A 16,841-nucleotide genomic window follows, 5' to 3' on the forward strand; every position below is an offset into this window, starting at 1 on the left:
TCGGTCATGGAAAATTACCTAATGTGGTGCAGGGTGTACGTGGTGGTGCTGCGGTGCTAGACGGCGGTGGTGGCTGGGGCGGCCGGTAGCCCCGCGCCCGTGGAAGGTCCTCCGGGAGTTGGAGGGCTGGCGTCGCCTGCGGCGGGGAGGTTGGGCGGCGGCGCGGCCACCGCACCGGCACGCAGTTTGCGCCGGGCGGAGTAGCCGGCAAGACCGACCGCAATCAGCAGGGTGACGCCGTTGAAGAGCGGGGTGACCCAGAATTGGGCGCCCAACTGGGAGATGCCGGCCAGGCCGATGGCCAGAGTGATGACTGCAACCAGAGTTCCGATCACGTTCGCGCGTCCGGGTTTGATGGCTGTAGCCCCCAGGAGCGCTCCCACGAAGGCGGGCAGCAGGTAGTCCATGCCGACGCTGGGGTTTCCGATCTGCTGCTGGGAGGCAAGCAGCACTCCCGCGACGCCGGTAACCACTGCGGAGAAGGCGAAGGCGTAAATGGAGTACCTCTTGGTGGGGATGCCGATCAGTGCTGCGGCGCGGGGGTTTGAACCCAGCACGTAGAAGTAGCGTCCCAGCGGCAGCCGTTCGAACAGTATCCACAGGATCACGGCCACGACCAGGAGGTACACGGCAACGATCGGCACGCCGGCGATCTTGGAGTCGTAGAGGTCCTTGAAGGACACGGGCAGCCCGCCGTCGCCCGGTACGACGCGGGCCCCGTTCGTGATGGCTCCTGTGATCGCGTACAGCACGGTTCCGGTGCCCAGCGTCGCTACGAAGGAGTCGATCTGACCGAATTCGACCAGCAAGCCGTTGATCACGCCCACGAGTGCCATGACGGCGATGGCCACGACGGCGGCGATCCCCCACGGCAAGTTGCTGTCGACGATGAGCTTGAGGACAATCACGTGGGAGAGCCCCAGCCCATAGCCGATGGACAGGTCAAACTTTCCAGTGGCAATGGGAATCATTGCCCCCAGCGCCAGCAATGCCGGGATTGCCTGGTTGCTGAGAATGGCGTTGAAGTTGCGGCCGGAAAGGAATGTTTGCGGCAGGATCAGGGCAAAGACCGCGAACAGCACCATTAGGATCACGACGAGTCCATAGGGTCCGAGGAGGTGGGCGACGCTGCCCCGCTGGCGGTTGGTGTTCATCTGGTTCATGTGAGGATTACTCCGAAGTGAGAGCAGCACCGGAGGCGGCCGCCGTTAGGTTTGCGATGGACAGGTCAGCGCCGGACAATTCCGCGGTGACGGTTCCCTGGACAAAAACGAGTGCCCGGTGGCAGACGTTGGCAACTTCCTCGAAGTCGGTTGAGATCATCAGGACGGCGAGGCCATCCGCTAGGGACTCTTCCAGCAGCGTGTAGATGTCCGCCTTGGCGCCGACGTCCACTCCCGCGGTGGGTTCCTCCAGGATGATGAGCTTCCGGCGCGTACTGAGCCAGCGGCCGATCATGATCTTCTGCTGATTGCCGCCGGAGAGCGTGGCAATGGCCACTTCGGTCAGCGGGGGCCTGACGCCGTACCGCTCCACGAGGTCCCCGGCGAGCTTCCGTTCGGCCCGCGGGCTGATCCAGGCGAAGGGGTTTTTGGTTCGGATGCCGGGATTCGGATGGAAGTTCTCCCGGAGCGTCAACTCGGGGGCGCAGCCCTCCTCCATCCTGTTGCTGGTGACGAAACCGACGCCTGAGTCGACAGCTTCCGACGGCGTCCGGGGGTAATAGTTCTTCGCATCGAGCAGGACGTTGCCCGAAGTGATCCTGCGCGCTCCGGCCAGGGCCCTCCCGAGTTCCATGTGCCCGGCGCCGGTGAGCCCGACCATTCCCACCACCTCGCCCGCGTGGACGGAAAAGGAGACGGCTCTAGTCTGCGAGGTGGTGAGCTCATTGACTTCCAAACGCTGCACGTCTTTTTGGACGCCGCCGCCGGAGCTGTAACTGACGGGTTTGTGGCCCACGATGTCCACCACCAGCTCGCGCGGGGATTTCTGGGCGATAGGACCGCTGTGGATGAGCCGGCCGTCCCTCAATACCGTCACGGTGTCCGAGATGGCAAAGACTTCATCGAGGCGGTGGCTCACGTACAGCAGCCCATGCCCTTGGCTCCGCAGCTTTTCCAGCACGTCGAAGAGCCTGCGGGAATCAGCTGCGGGAAGGCTTGCCGTCGGCTCGTCGAGGACGATCACCGAAGCGTTCGAGGCCAGTGCCCGGGCGATGGCCACCAGCGACTTGTCCGCCCGGGTCAATTCCGAAACGTACCGGTCGGGTTCGAGGTGGGAGGCCACCGTCTGAAGCGCCTGGGCGGCGTCATCGCGGACCTGGCGCCAGGAGATGAATCCGCCAGAGCGGCCAAAACCTGTGCTCAGCGCAATGTTCTCCGCGATGGTCATGGAGTCCACCAGGCCGAGGTCCTGGTGGATGAACGCCATGTTCGCGCTGGCTTCCGCAGATCCCAGCGGGTGCCCGCCGACTGTGATGCGGCCGCTAGTGGGTGTGTAGAGTCCGGACAGGATCTTGATCAGTGTGGACTTGCCGGCGCCGTTCTGGCCGAGCAACGCATGGATGCTGCCGGCTTCCAGCGTGAGGTTGACGTCCTGTAGCGCCGCGTTAACGCCAAAGCGTTTGGATAATTCTTCGATGTGAATCAGCGGCATCGCGGGAGGGGTGAGTCCCATGTTCGCTCCTTGCAGCCCCAGTGCTGCCTAAATTCTGGGTGGTCACCAATGACCTGTTTGACCAATATCTTGTACTACGAACAATATGTTGGTCAATAGCGAATTGCGTGCCGGGTCTCTGTCCGCGGCAATCCGCGTCTTAAAACAAACAGGGCCACCCCTAAAGGTGGCCCTGTTTGTTGGAGGCTAGAGGGAATGCGCACTCAGCGGATTGGCGAGGGCACGGGCGATTTGCTGGAGTTCCTCCACGACTTCCTCATGGTTCAGCTCATCGGCACGCGCCTTCAGCAGCGTGGCGCTGATGGCAAACTGGGCGGGTTCGCCCGGGATGTCCACCACGGGGACCGCGAAGCACACCACTCCAATGTTGGTCTCTTCGTCATCCATGAAGTAACCGCGGTGGCGCGACTTCTGGAGGTCGGACATGAGCTCGGAGATGCTGGTCAGTGAGCGCGACGTGAAGGGCACAAAGGCCTTGCCGCGGTACCGGTCCTCCACGACGGCGTCGGGCAATGTGGAGAGGACGGCCTTGCCGGTAGCGGTCACGTGGGCTGGGAAGCGGTCCCCGATGTTGGCGGTGAGCCTGATCGGGTTGGTTCCCTCATAGCGTGCCAGGTAGAGGACATCGGTTCCATCCAGTAGCGCCAGTCGGGCCGCTTCTCGGGAGATCAGGCGGGAGCGGCGGCACAAGGCGTAGAACTCGGAGAGCTGGTCGGCTGAGCGGAGGTAATCGCCGGCAAGCGACAGGATCCGCCGCCCCAGTATCAGCCGGCCATCGGAGCGACGGAGCATGCCTTCACCCTCCAGCGCCGCGCAGATGTTGGCCGTGGAAGATTTGGCCAACTCCATCGACTTCGCAATTTCGGGCACGCTGATGCCGGCCTGGCCAGCGGCCGCGACCAGGTCGAGAATGGCCATCGCCCTAGTGATGGCCGGAACGGAGCTCTGAGCGCCCGAGAGTGCTTCTGTCGTCATTTCTTTCCTCCCCTTATCCAAGATATTGACTTTCGACCAGTATATTGGCTTATCATTACCGAGTCACCCCTCCTCGTTCCCGTTCAGGACCGGTGGCTTCTCATGTCCGCCCGGTCCTCCGTCGCGAAGTTGCCGACCCGGGATTCCAGGGCGGTCCCCAAAATTTCAAGGAGTAAACCGTGTGCGCGGAAGACATCAGGGCAAGCTCACTCTATCCAGCCCCAACCGATCCAGGCTTCAGTGTCCTGCAGGACCGCTTCGAGGAGGTATTCGAACAGGTCAAAACCTGGGGCCGTTACGGCAACCCCTCCGCCGGAGCCTGGCAGACCGTGACCCCCGCAAGGGTGGTGGATGCGGCCTCCCTCGTCAGCAGCGGACGCGTCGTGCAGACTGCGCTGCCATGGAACACCGTGAGCGGACCGTCCAACACCAACCCAGCCCTGCACTACATGACGGACCTTGGGGTCCGCGAAGCCCCGGAACCGTCCTGTAACAAGGACTTCATCGGTGTCGACTACCACGGGAAAGCCGTCAGCCACCTGGATGCCCTTAGCCATATTGCCTACAAGGGACTCCTGTATGAGGGACAGACCTCAAAAGACGTTGTGACCGCAACCGGCGCCGACTTTGGGTCCGTCAGCGCGCTCGGCGCGCTGGTGGCACCTGCCGTACTGCTCGACTTCACGGTCCTCTTCGACGTGCCGTGGCTCGAACCGGGAACAGCCATCCACGCCGAGGACATCCTGGCCGCGGAAGCGCGTCTCGGCTTGGACATCAGGCAGGGCGACGCCGTTCTGGTCCGCACCGGCCACTTCCGCCGCGCCCGCGAACTCGGGATCTGGGACTCTTCGAACCTGAGCGCCGGGCTGCACGTTGACTGCATGCCGCTGCTGGCAGAACGTGGAATCGTCCTTCTGGGTGGCGACGGCGATTCCGACGTTCGCCCCTCCCCCACTCCCGGCATCCACTCGCCCATCCACATCCTGGCGATCACTGCGATGGGCCTGCCCCTTCTTGACAACCTGGACCTCGAGGATCTTGGCGCCGCCTGCGCCGAGGAGGACCGGTACCGGTTCATGTTCGTGGTTGCTCCCCTCAACATCCCCCGCGGCACTGGTTCGCCCGTAAACCCCTTGGCGGTCTTCTAAATGACATTCACAGTAGGCATCTCCTCCGATTTCCTGGACTCCGCCGGAAACAACGTGTGGGGCGACATCGGACTTGCCGGACTCGACGACGCGGGTCTGAAGTGGGAGTACATGGAGGAAGGGGCCGAGGTCCTCACTCCCGCGCAAATGGAACGCTACGACGCCATCCTCTACGCCGCCCCCGCCGTCACGGCAGCGTCCTTTGCAGGGGTGGAGAATCCGCCGCTCATTCTGGCCCGGTTCGGTGTCGGGTTCGACGCAGTGGACCTCAAGGCCTGCACCCGTGCGGGAACGGTAGCTACTATCACTCCCGACGGCGCCCGCGGCCCGGTCGCCACAGCCACCTTGTCCATGCTCCTGTCCGTACTGCACAACACCGTGATGAAGGACCGCCTGGTCCGTGAAAAGTCCTGGGACCTCCGCGAACGATTCATGGGCACCGGCCTGACCGGGAAGACCATTGGCCTGCTCGGCGTCGGAAACACCGGGGGCGAGCTGATCCGCTTGCTGCAGCCCTTCGGCGTCCGGTGCGTGGGCTACGATCCCTTCTGTCCGCCCGAGCGCGCCAGCGACCTGGGTGTGGAACTGATGGAGCTGGAGGATGTTGCGTCCAGTTGCGACGCCCTCATTGTGATGGCAGTGCTGACCGAGCAGACCCACCACATTGTCAACGCCGCAATCCTGGACCGGATGAAATCCACTGCAGTGGTCATCAACATGGCACGCGGCCCGATCATCAATGAACCGGATCTTATTTCGGCCCTGGCCAGCGGAAGCATCGCGGCAGCCGGGCTGGACGTGTTTGAAACGGAACCCGTAACCAACGAACTTGTCGGTATGGACAACGTAACGCTGTCCCCGCACTGCCTCTCCTGGACCGATGAAATGTCGCTCGGCAACGGCAGCAGCTGCGTGCGCGCCATCGTAGCCGTGGCCAACGGCCGCACCCCCGACTTCGTGATCAATCGGGAAGTGCTCGAAACGGCTGCATTCAATGACCGGCTCGGCCTCAGAGCCGGCTAAATCCCCTCCCCAAGCAGAAAGCGACACCATGACTGAGACGACACTCGAGAAAACTGAAATTTTTGTTCGACACGCCCGCGAGTTGGATCAGGCCCTGAATTCCGGGATCCGGGACCTCCAGGCGAAGGCCTCCACGCACGGGACCGCGGGAATTCTCGTTACGAAGCTCGCGCCCGGGCGGTTCACCCTCGAACTGAGCCACGACGTTCCCTTCGGCTACACGTACGAGAAATCCTGACTACCGGCTCACGGCCACGTTCGTACGGTGTCGCCGGCAGGGCCGCGGAGGGGCACCGACTTTTGTGAAGGAATCCAGACAGTGAAACGCGCCATGAGTGAAATTGACGGCAGGGATTGGGATGCCTCGGAATTCGCAGCGAGGGAGGAAGCGTGGCGGAGCCCCCGCCGCCAGCGCCTCAGTTGTTTGGGTTGCGGGGAGCCTGCATTCTTCCGGGCTGAATCCAACGACCGCCGCCCCAGCTTCGGAGCTAGGCACAGCCGCAATTGCGACTTCGTAGCCCAGTCTCCCTGGAGCGTTTTCAAGTATTTGCAATAGCACCACGGCCGCCACGGCCGCCCGACCAGATGCACAACCACCACCAAGGAGCGCAATGCGCATTGCAAGACTACAGACTGCCGCAGGTCCGCAACATGCGGTGGAGCGGAACGGTAGCTGGGATCACATTATTGACCCGTTCGTGGAACCGCTCACCTATACCGGGGACACAACCCCCGACGCCGAAGCGGTCTTCCTCGCTCCCGTCCGGCCCGCGGTGGTGCTCGGCATTGCTCACAACCGCACGCTCAACAGTCATCCCCTGCCGATCCAGGCGTGGCACAAGTCTGTTCACACGGTAGCCGCCCCGGGGGATCAGGTATCGGCGGCCCGCGGGCGCGGTACCGTCAACGTCGAAGGCGAGCTCGCCGTCGTAATCGGAAAAAGTGCGACGGAACTGACAGCCGGGAACGCCCTGGAGCACGTCCTCGGCTTTACCTGCGTCAACGACGTCACCAACGTGGACCAGGGCGCCGTGGACGAGCGGAATTTCCAAGGCAAGGCCGGCACCAACTACACACCTCTGGGCCCATGGATTGAAACGGAGATCCCGGACCCCGACCTCGTGGGGATCGACGTGTTCGTCAACGGCGAGGTCAGGGCGAAATCAGGTTCCTTCAACCTGCCCTCATCCGTGTCGGAGTGCCTTGTCTACGTCACGTCCTGGTTGACGCTTGAACCGGGGGATGTCGTGATGACAGGGGCTCCCGGGACAGCAGTTGCCGTGCAGCCCGGTGATCGTGTCGACGTTGTCCTCGGCGGAATCGGAACCCTCACGAACGCAATTGTCTAGTAGCGCCATCCGGGAGCGGTACACACTGTGGGGTTGGGCACGGCGGCTGCAGACTAGGCCAATTGTCCGGTCCCGCGATCCCGTCTGCGCGGGCTGGTCGCCGTCGGCCGGAGGCTGACCTGCTCGTCGGTGTCCCGTGAGGCGTCCTCGATCAATGTCAGGTCGCGGCCACGGGTTTCCGGCACCAGAAACGTTGTGATGAAGGTGATAACGGACAGCGCAAACACATAGGTGGCCACCGGCCACCAGGCTCCGCTACTTATGCTGATCAACCACGCACCGGCCACCGGGGCGAGCCCGCCCGCGAGCACCGCGCTGAACTCCCGGGCCGTGGCCACACCAATGTAGCGGTGGCGGTTGCCGAAAAGTTCGGGCAAGAGGGCGCACTGCGAACCCAGCATCGTATTCACCCCGAAGCCGATGGCAACGGCGATCACGAGGATAATGACGATGGGGTTCCCCAGAGAGAGCAGCCACCAGCCGGGGTAAGCAAGCACCAACAGGACGCCGGCTCCGAAGCGGTAGACAGGGATCCGCCCGAAGCGGTCCGACAACGCACCGGCCCACGGGACCGAGACCATGCCGACGAGTGATCCGACCGCAACGGCCAGCGGACCGATCCAGGCGCCGACGCCAACAGTTGTGACAACAAAGCTGACGGCCAGCGTATTGAAGAGGTAGGAACCGCCGTTCTCGGCCATGCGGAGGCCGATGCCGCGGAACACGTTGGGGAGAGACCGGCTGAAGACCTCGCGCAGAGGACTCTGGGCAATCTGGTCCTGCTCTTCGAGCACGATGAAGGTGGGGCTTTCCCTCAGACGGAGCCTGATGAAAAGGGCGATCGCGATCAGCAGGATCGAGGCCAGGAACGGAATCCGCCACACCCCGGACAGCAGCACTTCGCTCGGCAGTGTGCCCAGGTAGATGAACACGCCGGCGGCCAGCAGGGTACCGGCCTGGATGCCGATAAACGGCAAGGCGGCAAAGAAGCCCCGGCGCCGGACCGGCGCGTATTCGGCCATCAGCACTGTGGCACCGGCCTGCTCCGCCCCCGCGCCGAAGCCTTGGAGAAGGCGCATGAGGACCAATAACGCCGGAGCCAGAATGCCGGCCTGGTCATACGTCGGCAGCGCGCCGACCAGCGTGGAGGCACCGCCCATGAGCAGGATGGTGGCCACCAGAACCCATTTCCGGCCAAGCCGGTCGCCAACAGTGCCGAAGAAAAGGCCGCCCAGTGGCCTCGCCACAAAGGCCACACCGAACGTGGCGAAACTGGCCACGGTGCCGGTGGCGGGGTCAAGGTTGGAAAAGAAGACCTTGCTGAAGATCAGGGCTGACGCCAGCCCGTAAAGAGCAAAGTCGTAGTACTCCAGGGCGCTGCCCACGCTCGAGGCGAAGGTGGCCCGGCGAAGGTTGGCTGCATACTCGGGATCGGTGGAACCCCTGCCGACGTGTGGTCCGGCGCCGGAACTCATAGTGACGTGCCTCCGTTGTACGGCCCCGGGGCAGCGGCTGTGCAGTGAAAGCCACCGTTGGCTCGGGGCGTCGGCCCCCACGCGGGCGGTGCCCGCTAGCGGAAATCTAACACCGTACCGAACCAAGTCAATACCCTGAACATACTCAGTCCGAAGACCGTCCAGCCCCATTGCGCTCCGGGCCCAAGGCGACCGCGCCATAGCCGGACGACGGCGGGGCCTCCCGCCGTCGTCATTGCTGTTGCCCCTCACCAGGGGATCAGGACGAACAGAGCCCAGCTGGACAGCGGTGCCACCAGGATCAGGGCGAAACCCCACATGAGCAGTGCCTTGTAAGTGCTGGCGCGCTGGTCCTCAGGGACGTTTGCGACCAGCAGTGCGCCGTTCGATCCGGCTGCTGTGGCACGTGATGCCGAAAGGCAGCGGCGGCTGGGCCTCACCGGAAAGTTACTGATTCACCCTGGGCAGGTGGCCGGCGAAAGGCGGGCATTCCAACGGACAGTCCGCCGGCGGTGTCTCGGTATGCACTCAGGCTGTCTGTGGGGATGCATTTGGTTTCTCCGGAAGGTTCGGGCTGCACGTCATTGTGGGCCGATACTTATGGCTGGACTGGGGCTGCTGGCCGTGGTTCCAGTGCCGTGGCTGTCTGGCGCTGGAAGGCTGCGATTCTTTTCCACATCTCCGGGGCGTTGGGGTACATGGGGAAGTGGCCGCTGCGGGTGATTTCCTCACTGCGAGGGGAAACCGTCGATGCGATCGCGGAGCCCGGCAGCGTTGCCAGGGTCAGACCCGGCTCCTGCGCGTGACGGCGCCGAAAATTCCCAGCACGATGACAGCGCCGAGAATGGACAGCAGCCAGGTCCGGCTTACGAAGATCCAGTCAGCCGCGGCGGATCGGCTGTGGCACTCAGCCAGAGAAAGCCGAGGGGCAGGGCGACAAGGCAAAAGCGGATCTAAGACGGGCCGGCGAGAAGGTCCCAACAGGCCACTTGGCTTCATCCCCCGGCTCCCTGCTGCCGCTGACCGGCGGGGGCGTTCACGGCCCGCCCAGGGTCAGCGCTTGCTCCGTGCCTTGGCCGCGGCGAGTTCATGTTCCAGGTGCCGGTTGGCGGATTCCAGCTCGAGGACTGCCCGGACGCCGGCAAGGTTTAGCCCGTCCTGGAGGAGCGCGCTGATTCGGCGTAGTGTCGCCAGGTCCTGTTCACTGTACAGGCGGGTCCCGCCAACGGTCCGCCCCGGTTCCAGCAGCCCTTTGCGCTCGTACAGGCGCAGGTTCTGCTGCCCCATCCCCACCAGTTCAGCCGCCACGGAAATGGCATAAACCCCCGTGACCCTGCCGCTGTCCTGCACCATCGACCCCTCCTTGAAACCCAAAATACCCTCTTGCAGCAGTCTCACACGGGTGCTATAAAAAATCTATCCCAACCACGATAGATAATCTGGCTGGTGAAAAATGAGTCAAACACGATCTGTAAGGAGTGAGGAAGACATGCTGATGCGAACCGACCCGTTCCGTGAGCTCGACCGGCTCACCCAGCAGGTCCTCGGCACAACGGCCAGGCCGGCCGCGATGCCCATGGACGCCTGGCAGGAAGGGGAAGAATTCGTTGTTGCTTTCGACCTACCCGGAGTGGACGTCGATTCGGTGGACATCGACGTCGAACGTAATGTCCTGACCGTCAGGGCCGAACGCAAAAGCCCGACGGGCGAGAACACGGAGCTCATTGCCGCAGAGCGTCCCCGCGGCGTCTTTAGCCGCCAGCTCATCCTCGGCGACGCCCTCAACGCCGACGCCGTGAAAGCCGGTTACGACGCCGGAGTGCTGACGCTGCGGATCCCGATGGCCGAAAAAGCAAAACCCCGCCGGATCGAGATCGAAACAAGCAAGAACCAGCGCCAGGAAATCAACGCCTGACCGGAGACGCCTCGCACAGGGATGGCCCCGGCCCTTCGCAGATCGGGGACCATCCCGCAGCGGCACGGACAGCTTGAGCATCCACAGTGGCCGGCCCCGCTCCCCCACGCAGCCGCCCTATCCGGGAAGGAGTCCATCATGAGCGCCTGGCGCCCGTACGACAGCCAGCTGTTGCCGGCATTTTACGAACGGTTCGAACAACGCTGGGGAAAAGGTACTGCACCGTTCCTTGACCCCGAAGTGCACGAGCAACCCCTGCCGCGTGCCCAATGGATCAACCCGGACACCGGTGCGGCCCTCGCCGTAGTCCCCATATGGACCGAGGACCCGCGTCACCGTTCCTTCGGGGTCTTCTACCTCCCTCCGGACGGGGACATCTGGGTGCTGCGGCCCGGGCTCACCGCTTACACCGAAAACGGGCAGGCAAGCACTCAAGAGCAAATTTCCCTCCGCAATGACGCCTTCAGAAAAGCCGTCAGCCATGCGAAGGACTTTATCTACGGCCCCCAGCCCTGAGGGCGGGATTTCAACTTGGCCCCGCATCCGGGCCATCCGATGACAGGCAGGAAAGGAACTGACATGACCGCAACCCACTTTGACCGGTTCCTCCGCGAATCCCTCATCACGGAGCGGGAGACGGATGCCGGACTGGGCAAAGACGAACTATACGGCCTCTACACCAGCTGGTGCCTGCTAAATCAGGCCACGCCAGAGCCGGCCCGCTCGCTCTGGGCGGCCCTCAAACAACACCGCATCAACCCCAAGCACAACCACTTGACCATGATCGGGCCCGCCGCCACCGACTACATCCTCGCCAGCACCGGTCAATGGTGAACGGACGCCGGACCCGCGATCATTACAGGCCAGTCAGCCGAAGGCTTCCTGACGTTCGCCGCGGGCCGGGAACGGACCCGCGCCGTTGCAGCCTACGGCGCTGTTGCCGGGATCGGTGCCAGCTTTGGGCTGGTTGTCGGCGGCGCCCTGGCCGAATGGGTCTCGTGGCGGGCCGGCTTCTTTGTCAACGTGCCTATCGGCGCCGCCATGATCATCGCGGCCGTACGGGTCATCCCGGAGTCCCCGCGTGCCATGGGCCGCTTCGACGTCCTCGGAGCCCTTTGCTCGACGCTGGGCATGGGGGCCCTTGTATTCGGCATCGTCAACTCCACCGATGCCGGCTGGGCCGCTCCGGAAACGATCATGGCCCTTGCCGCAGCCGCGGTGCTGCTTACCGTGCTGGTGATCAACGAACGGAAAGCGAAGCAGCCCATCATGCCGTTGCATCTGTTCGCCAGCCGGGAACGGGCCGGCGCCTACGCTGCACGGCTACTCTTTGCCGGCACTATGATCGGTTTCTTCTTTTTCACCACGCAGTTCCTGCAGGGCGTCTACGGTTACAACCCCCTTCAGGCCGGCGTCGCCTTCTTCCCCATGACGGTAGTGAACTTCTTCGTCGCACTGGCGGTTCCGCGACTCACGCACCGCTTCGGCAACGCATCCCTGCTGGCCGCAGGGCTCGCTTTGACCCTGACCGGCATGACTTGGCTCAGCACCATCACCGCCGATACCCCGTACCTCACCGGTGTCGCGCTCCCAATGGTGCTGATCGGCGTCGGCCAGGGCCTCGCCTTCGCCCCGCTCACTTCTGCCGGCATCGCAGGCGCCAGCGCCAAGGACGTCGGAGCCGCCTCCGGACTGGTCAACACCTCACACCAGATCGGGAGCGCCCTCGGCGTCGGTGTCCTGGTCGCGGTCTCAGCCAACGCGGGTTCACTCGCCGGGACCGTCGCCGTGGCCTATACCGGCGGATCGTTCATGCTGGCAGCCGCACTGCTCATTGTCCTGGTGCTCATCGTTCCCGCCGAACGCCGCAACTCCCGAACGATGCCCTGACAGTACCTGTTCACCTGAACGGTTCTGCTGTCTCCTGATCAGTGGAGTTGGAACCTCTTCCATCTACCAACCGAAAAACGGAGAGGCATACGGATGCGAGCAACTTTCATGTATGGCGCCGGCGATGTGCGGGTGGAGAATGTGTGCCCGACCCGGTCCGGCAGGACCCAACCGACGTGCTGGTCAACAATGCCGGCTACGGTTACCGCAGTGCGGTTGAGGAAGCGGACGACGCCGACATCCGGCAAGTGTTCGACACAAACGTTTTCGGCGCGGTTGACATGATCAAGGCAGTCCTCCCGGGCATGCGTGCGAACAGGTCAGGGTCCATCCTGAACATCTCCTCCATCGGAGCACGCATCTCACCGGCCGGCTCCGGCTACTACTCGGCCACCAAGGCGGCCCTAGAGGGCCTGTCCGGATCCCTCCACAAGGAGCTGCAGCCGCTGGGGATCAACGTCACCGTCATCGAGCCGGGCGCGTTCCGCACGGACTTCGCCGGGCGCTCACTGACCCAGTCGGCGACGCCGATCGGGGACTACGCGGAGACGGCCGGGAAACGGCGCAAGGAGAACGACACGATGCACGGCACCCAGCCGGGCGACCCGGCGAAGGCCGCCGAAGCCATCCTGGCGGTCGTCGAAAGTCCGAACCCGCCGTCGCTCTTGGTGCTCGGGCAGGACGCGTTTGAAGCGTTCGCCGCCGTCGCTGAGGCGCAGCGCGCGGAGCTGGAGCAATGGCGGGACCTCAGCCTCAGCACAGGGATCGAGGGCTGAGATATGGAGTACACACGCCTGGGCCAGTCCGGCCTGAAAGTCAGCCGCATCGCCCTGGGCTGCAGGAGTTTCGGCGACACGTCCCAAGGCTTCAGCGGATGGGCATTCGGCGACGACGAAGCCGAGCCGATCTTCCGGCAGGCCGTCGATCTCGGCATAACCTTCTGGGACACCGCCAACGTCTATGGCTTCGGAAGTTCGGAAGAAATCGTCGGACGCGCCATCAGGAAATACACCCGCCGTGAAGACATCGTGCTCGCCACCAAGGTGCACTTCAAGATGCACGACGGCCCTGGCGGATCCGGTCTGTCCCGCAGAGCCATCATGGAACAAATCGACGAGTCTTTGTCCCGCCTCGGCACCGACTACGTGGACCTCTACCAGATCCACCGTTTCGATCCTGAAGTGCCGATCGAAGAAACGATGGAGGCCCTCCACGACGTCGTCAAGGCCGGCAAGGCACGCTACATCGGGGCCTCGTCCATGTGGGCGTGGCAGTTCGCGAAGATGCAGCACGCCGCCGACCTGCACGGCTGGACCAGGTTCGTCTCCATGCAAAACCAGTACAACCTCATGCAGCGCGAAGAGGAACACGAAATGTTCCCGATCCTGGCCGACCAAGCCATCGGCAGCATCCCCTGGAGTCCGCTCGCCAAGGGACGGCTGACCAGGCCGTGGGGCGAACACACCAAACGCGCCGACACCGACCCCGTACAAGCGCCGCTTCTTCAGCGACGATGACCAGCCCATCGACCAAGACCCACCACCTGAGCGACGCGGCCGCCGCCCTCGAGATCCAACTTACCGACGAGCAGGCACGCCAGCTCGAAGAGCCCTACACCCTGCGGTTGCCCACCGGATACTGAACGGGACAGCTGCATCGGTCCCCGGAGGCAACCAGTACTGGTGCTTGGCGTCCGGCCCGGTCCAGAAGGTCCGTACAGGACGTATCAGTGCGAGAGGGCCACCAAGTCGGAACGTCGGCCGGCGTTCTCTGCTTCTCTGAAGAACCGTTCCCCGCGAACGTGCTGATTGTCGGTTTCATCGTGGGTGACGCCGGTGGCGTGGGCAACCACATCTGCGAGGCTGCCGCTGCGTTTGTAAGCCTGCCGCTGCCGCGTGGCGCCGGTGCCCTGATTGAGGATTCGGTGCAGGGACTCCTCCACGTAGGCCGTGTCCCCAGCCTCGTCGAGGGCGTCCCTGACGTGGTCATAGAGTGTGGTGACAACATTTCTTGCGGTGTCCGGTTTGTGAGCTATCGGGTGGAGCAGGTTCCCGTCGATACCGAACCGGCTTGCCAGCCAGGCTCCCTGTCGCAGGATCGCTGCGGGAACCATGTCCGCCGGCTGTCCGGCCTCCCATTCCCTGGCCGCGGTCTCCACCAATGCCCGAACCAGAGCCGCGATGAGGGCTGCGTCCCGGACATCAAGGCACACATCGGACACACGGATCTCCACTGTTGGGTGCCGGGCAGACAGCCGGGCGTCAAAATCCGGGCTGGCGACGACCCCGGTGCCCGACAGGCGCTCCACCAGTGAGTGGTACGCATCAGCAGAGCCGAACACGTCCGTCGGACCCGCCGTCGACCACCGATTCCAGGCCTGCGTGCGGAAACTGGCGTAGCCGCTGTCAGCGCCGTTCCAGAACGGGGAATTCGAACTCAATGCGATAAGCGACGGAAGCCAGGACCGGATCCGGTCCAGGACGGCGACGCCTTCCTCGTCCGATCCGACGGAAACATGGACGTGGTACCCGCACGTCAGCTGCTCCCGTGCCGTCAGCGCAAACTTTGCCAGAAGGGCGTCGTACCGGTCGTTGCGGGTGTACCGGGGCGTGACCGGCAGCGGGGACGTGGCAAGGGCAGAGATCCTCGCGCCCGCTTTTCGGGCCAGCGCGTCTGCGTAGGAGCGTCCGGCGCATATTTCGCCGACCAGCCCGCCCAGGCGACTGTGTGGTCCCGTGATTACTTCGAGTTGTTCCTGCTGGAGCTCAACAGCCAGCATCGGGTACGAGGGAGGAGCCTCAGCCGCACGGCCCAAATCATGAAGGCGTAGGACCTCGCCTGCTATCGGCAGCGGACCGCCATCGCGGGGATCAACAATTAAAAATTCTTCCTCAACACCAAAAGTACGCACGTGCTAAGTGTGGCCCACGAAACCACGAGCAAATGACCAACTTCCCACGTCCACGAAAGCTTTTGTCGCAGAGACCTCCGATGCGGGCCAAAGGCTTACCCATCCCAAGCGGCCAATCGCCAGGCGGACCTAGCCGCGTTTGCAGGTGTCCGACGCCGACACCTCTCGCCAACTTCGCCCGCGGCAACGCAGGCCGGGGAAACTTGGGGGCTCCTCCCCCGCGTTCTCGGCCAGTATGTTCACGGAATGTTCATGGGAGCAACGTATGTTCGCTCGATGAACGTTCTTGACCTGGCCCATCATGGATTCACTGCGCTGGATGACGACGACGACCCTGTCCTGTTGGCTCCGGAGGGCACGCCTGTCGACACCTGACGACACCGACCCGCAGGACCGTCCGCGGAACTTGGAGTAAGGGCGCATCTGAGCGCCGAGTGGACAGAACGGTCTGTCTTTCACTAATTTTGTTGTGATCACCGGGATGGGACCGGAGTCAATTGCGCTGAAGCAGCGGCGTCCTGATATGAACGGCGTAAAGGAACTGATATGACTTCGACACACTTTGAACGGTTCCTCGTGGAAGCGGTGACCACGGATCGGGAATCCGAGTCGGGACTGACCGCAGATGAGCTGTACGGGCTGTACACCAGCTGGTGCCTGATAAACCTGCTCCAGCCCGAGCCTCCCCGCGAGCTCTGGGAGGCGCTGCGGGCACAGCGGATAGACCCCGGCAATAACAATCTGGCCATGACGGGAGCCGCGGCAACGGACTACATTCTGGCCAGCGCGCCGGACCTTGTCTGATGCGCTAACCCTCAAGACCCCTTCGCGGAGCTATTCGATCGGTTGATCAAAGCGCGCCGATGTACGGTTGAGCGTGTGAAGGCCCCGCTGGTTCCCCATCGACAGGCCTCCTCACGTCTACTTTGACTGCACCACACGAGAGGCACCACCATGCAGACCCGCCGGGTTCTATACTGCGCCCATGCCTGATATCAGCATCTGGCCCACAGGCCGCCTGTTGTCGACCGCCGCGAGGCTCGTCGAGCACGCGTGGAACGAGAAGCTGGGCGATATCGGGTTGACCCATGCCGGGGTGATCGCCCTGGACGTCTTGGCGGCTAACGGCCCCATGACCCAGGCTTCACTTGCGCAGATCGTCAGGGTGCAGGCCCAGACCATCGGCAAGACCCTCATGCGCCTGGAGGCTTACGGCTACGTCGTTCGCCAGCGCAGCCAGTCCGACCGGCGCAGCCAAGTCGTGTCCATCACCGTCGCCGGCACCACTGCACGCGAAGAAGCACGCGACCTGGAGCGCTCAGTCCTGGCAAACGCGGACGTCGACACCGACACACTGCGTACAGAACTGCAGGCCATCGTGCGCGGCCTCGCAGCCCGGGAGGAAGAGACAACCCATGTCGCTGAACCAAGGGATCCCGGAAGCTAGACGCTGGTAAGAAAGAATTCGTTGACCGCCGC

At 63.6% G+C, this 16,841-nt stretch carries 20 protein-coding genes; 13 read left to right on the plus strand and 7 right to left on the minus strand.

Annotated features, from left to right (window positions below):
- Window positions 1-56: 56 nt before the first annotated feature.
- From CXQ91_RS17995 to CXQ91_RS18005, 3 genes are all read right to left on the minus strand, one after another.
- Window positions 57-1,163 carry an ABC transporter permease gene (locus CXQ91_RS17995; RefSeq protein WP_104175268.1) on the minus strand — a complete coding sequence of 369 codons (1,107 nt, stop codon included), beginning with the start codon at window positions 1,161-1,163 and terminating at the stop codon, window positions 57-59.
- Window positions 1,164-1,170: 7 nt separating this feature from the next.
- Window positions 1,171-2,676: a sugar ABC transporter ATP-binding protein gene (locus CXQ91_RS18000; protein ID WP_104175269.1), complete on the minus strand. Its 1,506-nt coding sequence runs from the start codon at window positions 2,674-2,676 to the stop codon at window positions 1,171-1,173.
- Window positions 2,677-2,862: 186 nt separating this feature from the next.
- Complete coding sequence (locus CXQ91_RS18005) at window positions 2,863-3,651, minus strand: IclR family transcriptional regulator (protein ID WP_219816544.1); 789 nt, start codon at window positions 3,649-3,651, stop codon at window positions 2,863-2,865.
- Window positions 3,652-3,830: 179 nt separating this feature from the next.
- Between CXQ91_RS18005 and CXQ91_RS18010 the strand changes: the two genes are divergently transcribed.
- The 4 genes from CXQ91_RS18010 (at window position 3,831) to CXQ91_RS18025 (ending at window position 7,171) form a co-directional block, all read left to right on the plus strand.
- Complete coding sequence (locus tag CXQ91_RS18010; protein ID WP_258074092.1) at window positions 3,831-4,799, plus strand: cyclase family protein; 969 nt, start codon at window positions 3,831-3,833, stop codon at window positions 4,797-4,799.
- The gene (locus CXQ91_RS18015; RefSeq protein ID WP_104175270.1) at window positions 4,800-5,822 is read left to right on the plus strand and encodes a D-isomer specific 2-hydroxyacid dehydrogenase family protein; all 1,023 of its coding nucleotides are present in this window, start codon (window positions 4,800-4,802) and stop codon (window positions 5,820-5,822) included.
- 28 nt (window positions 5,823-5,850) lie between these two features.
- Entirely contained in the window at window positions 5,851-6,060 is a 210-nt protein-coding gene (locus tag CXQ91_RS18020) for a hypothetical protein (RefSeq protein WP_104175271.1), read from the plus strand.
- A 373-nt stretch (window positions 6,061-6,433) separates the two neighbouring features.
- The gene (locus tag CXQ91_RS18025; RefSeq protein ID WP_104175272.1) at window positions 6,434-7,171 is read left to right on the plus strand and encodes a fumarylacetoacetate hydrolase family protein; all 738 of its coding nucleotides are present in this window, start codon (window positions 6,434-6,436) and stop codon (window positions 7,169-7,171) included.
- A 53-nt stretch (window positions 7,172-7,224) separates the two neighbouring features.
- Here CXQ91_RS18025 and CXQ91_RS18030 read toward each other — a convergent pair whose 3' ends face one another.
- From CXQ91_RS18030 to CXQ91_RS18050, 3 genes are all read right to left on the minus strand, one after another.
- A complete protein-coding gene (locus CXQ91_RS18030; RefSeq protein WP_104175273.1) occupies window positions 7,225-8,646 on the minus strand; it encodes an MFS transporter in 1,422 nt (473 codons plus the stop codon).
- Window positions 8,647-8,894: 248 nt separating this feature from the next.
- On the minus strand, window positions 8,895-9,086 hold the full coding sequence (locus tag CXQ91_RS24810) for a hypothetical protein (protein ID WP_181038945.1): 192 nt from the start codon (window positions 9,084-9,086) through the stop codon (window positions 8,895-8,897).
- Between the two features lie 613 nt (window positions 9,087-9,699).
- On the minus strand, window positions 9,700-9,999 hold the full coding sequence (locus CXQ91_RS18050; protein ID WP_104175274.1) for a MerR family transcriptional regulator: 300 nt from the start codon (window positions 9,997-9,999) through the stop codon (window positions 9,700-9,702).
- A 136-nt stretch (window positions 10,000-10,135) separates the two neighbouring features.
- Here CXQ91_RS18050 and CXQ91_RS18055 point away from each other — a divergent pair, with 136 nt between their 5' ends.
- The 7 genes from CXQ91_RS18055 (at window position 10,136) to CXQ91_RS25380 (ending at window position 14,093) form a co-directional block, all read left to right on the plus strand.
- On the plus strand, window positions 10,136-10,561 hold the full coding sequence (locus CXQ91_RS18055; RefSeq protein ID WP_104175275.1) for an Hsp20/alpha crystallin family protein: 426 nt from the start codon (window positions 10,136-10,138) through the stop codon (window positions 10,559-10,561).
- A gap of 138 nt (window positions 10,562-10,699) precedes the next feature.
- Window positions 10,700-11,077 carry a hypothetical protein gene (locus CXQ91_RS18060; protein WP_104175333.1) on the plus strand — a complete coding sequence of 126 codons (378 nt, stop codon included), beginning with the start codon at window positions 10,700-10,702 and terminating at the stop codon, window positions 11,075-11,077.
- Window positions 11,078-11,140: 63 nt separating this feature from the next.
- Window positions 11,141-11,395: a hypothetical protein gene (locus CXQ91_RS18065; RefSeq protein ID WP_104175276.1), complete on the plus strand. Its 255-nt coding sequence runs from the start codon at window positions 11,141-11,143 to the stop codon at window positions 11,393-11,395.
- Window positions 11,396-11,443: 48 nt separating this feature from the next.
- Window positions 11,444-12,451: an MFS transporter gene (locus CXQ91_RS18070; protein ID WP_258074112.1), complete on the plus strand. Its 1,008-nt coding sequence runs from the start codon at window positions 11,444-11,446 to the stop codon at window positions 12,449-12,451.
- A 143-nt stretch (window positions 12,452-12,594) separates the two neighbouring features.
- Entirely contained in the window at window positions 12,595-13,227 is a 633-nt protein-coding gene (locus CXQ91_RS18075) for an SDR family NAD(P)-dependent oxidoreductase (protein WP_258074094.1), read from the plus strand.
- Window positions 13,228-13,230: 3 nt separating this feature from the next.
- The gene (locus tag CXQ91_RS18080) at window positions 13,231-13,968 is read left to right on the plus strand and encodes an aldo/keto reductase (protein WP_258074095.1); all 738 of its coding nucleotides are present in this window, start codon (window positions 13,231-13,233) and stop codon (window positions 13,966-13,968) included.
- Window positions 13,965-14,093 carry a hypothetical protein gene (locus CXQ91_RS25380; RefSeq protein ID WP_258074096.1) on the plus strand — a complete coding sequence of 43 codons (129 nt, stop codon included), beginning with the start codon at window positions 13,965-13,967 and terminating at the stop codon, window positions 14,091-14,093. The genes CXQ91_RS18080 and CXQ91_RS25380 overlap by 4 nt, the downstream gene beginning before the upstream one ends.
- Window positions 14,094-14,177: 84 nt before the next feature.
- Here CXQ91_RS25380 and CXQ91_RS18085 read toward each other — a convergent pair whose 3' ends face one another.
- A complete protein-coding gene (locus CXQ91_RS18085) occupies window positions 14,178-15,362 on the minus strand; it encodes a glutamate--cysteine ligase (protein ID WP_104175278.1) in 1,185 nt (394 codons plus the stop codon).
- A 546-nt stretch (window positions 15,363-15,908) separates the two neighbouring features.
- Between CXQ91_RS18085 and CXQ91_RS18095 the strand changes: the two genes are divergently transcribed.
- Window positions 15,909-16,166, plus strand: coding sequence for a hypothetical protein (locus CXQ91_RS18095; RefSeq protein ID WP_104175279.1), 258 nt, complete (start codon window positions 15,909-15,911; stop codon window positions 16,164-16,166).
- A gap of 181 nt (window positions 16,167-16,347) precedes the next feature.
- Complete coding sequence (locus tag CXQ91_RS18100) at window positions 16,348-16,809, plus strand: MarR family winged helix-turn-helix transcriptional regulator (protein ID WP_104175280.1); 462 nt, start codon at window positions 16,348-16,350, stop codon at window positions 16,807-16,809.
- Window positions 16,810-16,841 lie beyond the last annotated feature (32 nt).

It is taken from the genome of Arthrobacter sp. Y81 (genome assembly GCF_002929335.1).
Classification (GTDB): Bacteria; Actinomycetota; Actinomycetes; order Actinomycetales; family Micrococcaceae; genus Arthrobacter.

What these genes read in the sequence shown, in the direction of transcription:
- CXQ91_RS17995 (WP_104175268.1), bottom strand. Translation starts at nt 1,163, where the DNA reads ATGAACCAGATGAACACCAACCGCCAGCGGGGCAGCGTCGCCCACCTC.
- CXQ91_RS18000 (WP_104175269.1), bottom strand. Translation starts at nt 2,676, where the DNA reads ATGGGACTCACCCCTCCCGCGATGCCGCTGATTCACATCGAAGAATTA.
- CXQ91_RS18005 (WP_219816544.1), bottom strand. Translation starts at nt 3,651, where the DNA reads ATGACGACAGAAGCACTCTCGGGCGCTCAGAGCTCCGTTCCGGCCATC.
- CXQ91_RS18015 (WP_104175270.1), top strand. Translation starts at nt 4,800, where the DNA reads ATGACATTCACAGTAGGCATCTCCTCCGATTTCCTGGACTCCGCCGGA.
- CXQ91_RS18020 (WP_104175271.1), top strand. Translation starts at nt 5,851, where the DNA reads ATGACTGAGACGACACTCGAGAAAACTGAAATTTTTGTTCGACACGCC.
- CXQ91_RS18025 (WP_104175272.1), top strand. Translation starts at nt 6,434, where the DNA reads ATGCGCATTGCAAGACTACAGACTGCCGCAGGTCCGCAACATGCGGTG.
- CXQ91_RS18030 (WP_104175273.1), bottom strand. Translation starts at nt 8,646, where the DNA reads ATGAGTTCCGGCGCCGGACCACACGTCGGCAGGGGTTCCACCGATCCC.
- CXQ91_RS18050 (WP_104175274.1), bottom strand. Translation starts at nt 9,999, where the DNA reads ATGGTGCAGGACAGCGGCAGGGTCACGGGGGTTTATGCCATTTCCGTG.
- CXQ91_RS18055 (WP_104175275.1), top strand. Translation starts at nt 10,136, where the DNA reads ATGCTGATGCGAACCGACCCGTTCCGTGAGCTCGACCGGCTCACCCAG.
- CXQ91_RS18060 (WP_104175333.1), top strand. Translation starts at nt 10,700, where the DNA reads ATGAGCGCCTGGCGCCCGTACGACAGCCAGCTGTTGCCGGCATTTTAC.
- CXQ91_RS18065 (WP_104175276.1), top strand. Translation starts at nt 11,141, where the DNA reads ATGACCGCAACCCACTTTGACCGGTTCCTCCGCGAATCCCTCATCACG.
- CXQ91_RS18080 (WP_258074095.1), top strand. Translation starts at nt 13,231, where the DNA reads ATGGAGTACACACGCCTGGGCCAGTCCGGCCTGAAAGTCAGCCGCATC.
- CXQ91_RS25380 (WP_258074096.1), top strand. Translation starts at nt 13,965, where the DNA reads ATGACCAGCCCATCGACCAAGACCCACCACCTGAGCGACGCGGCCGCC.
- CXQ91_RS18095 (WP_104175279.1), top strand. Translation starts at nt 15,909, where the DNA reads ATGACTTCGACACACTTTGAACGGTTCCTCGTGGAAGCGGTGACCACG.
- CXQ91_RS18100 (WP_104175280.1), top strand. Translation starts at nt 16,348, where the DNA reads ATGCCTGATATCAGCATCTGGCCCACAGGCCGCCTGTTGTCGACCGCC.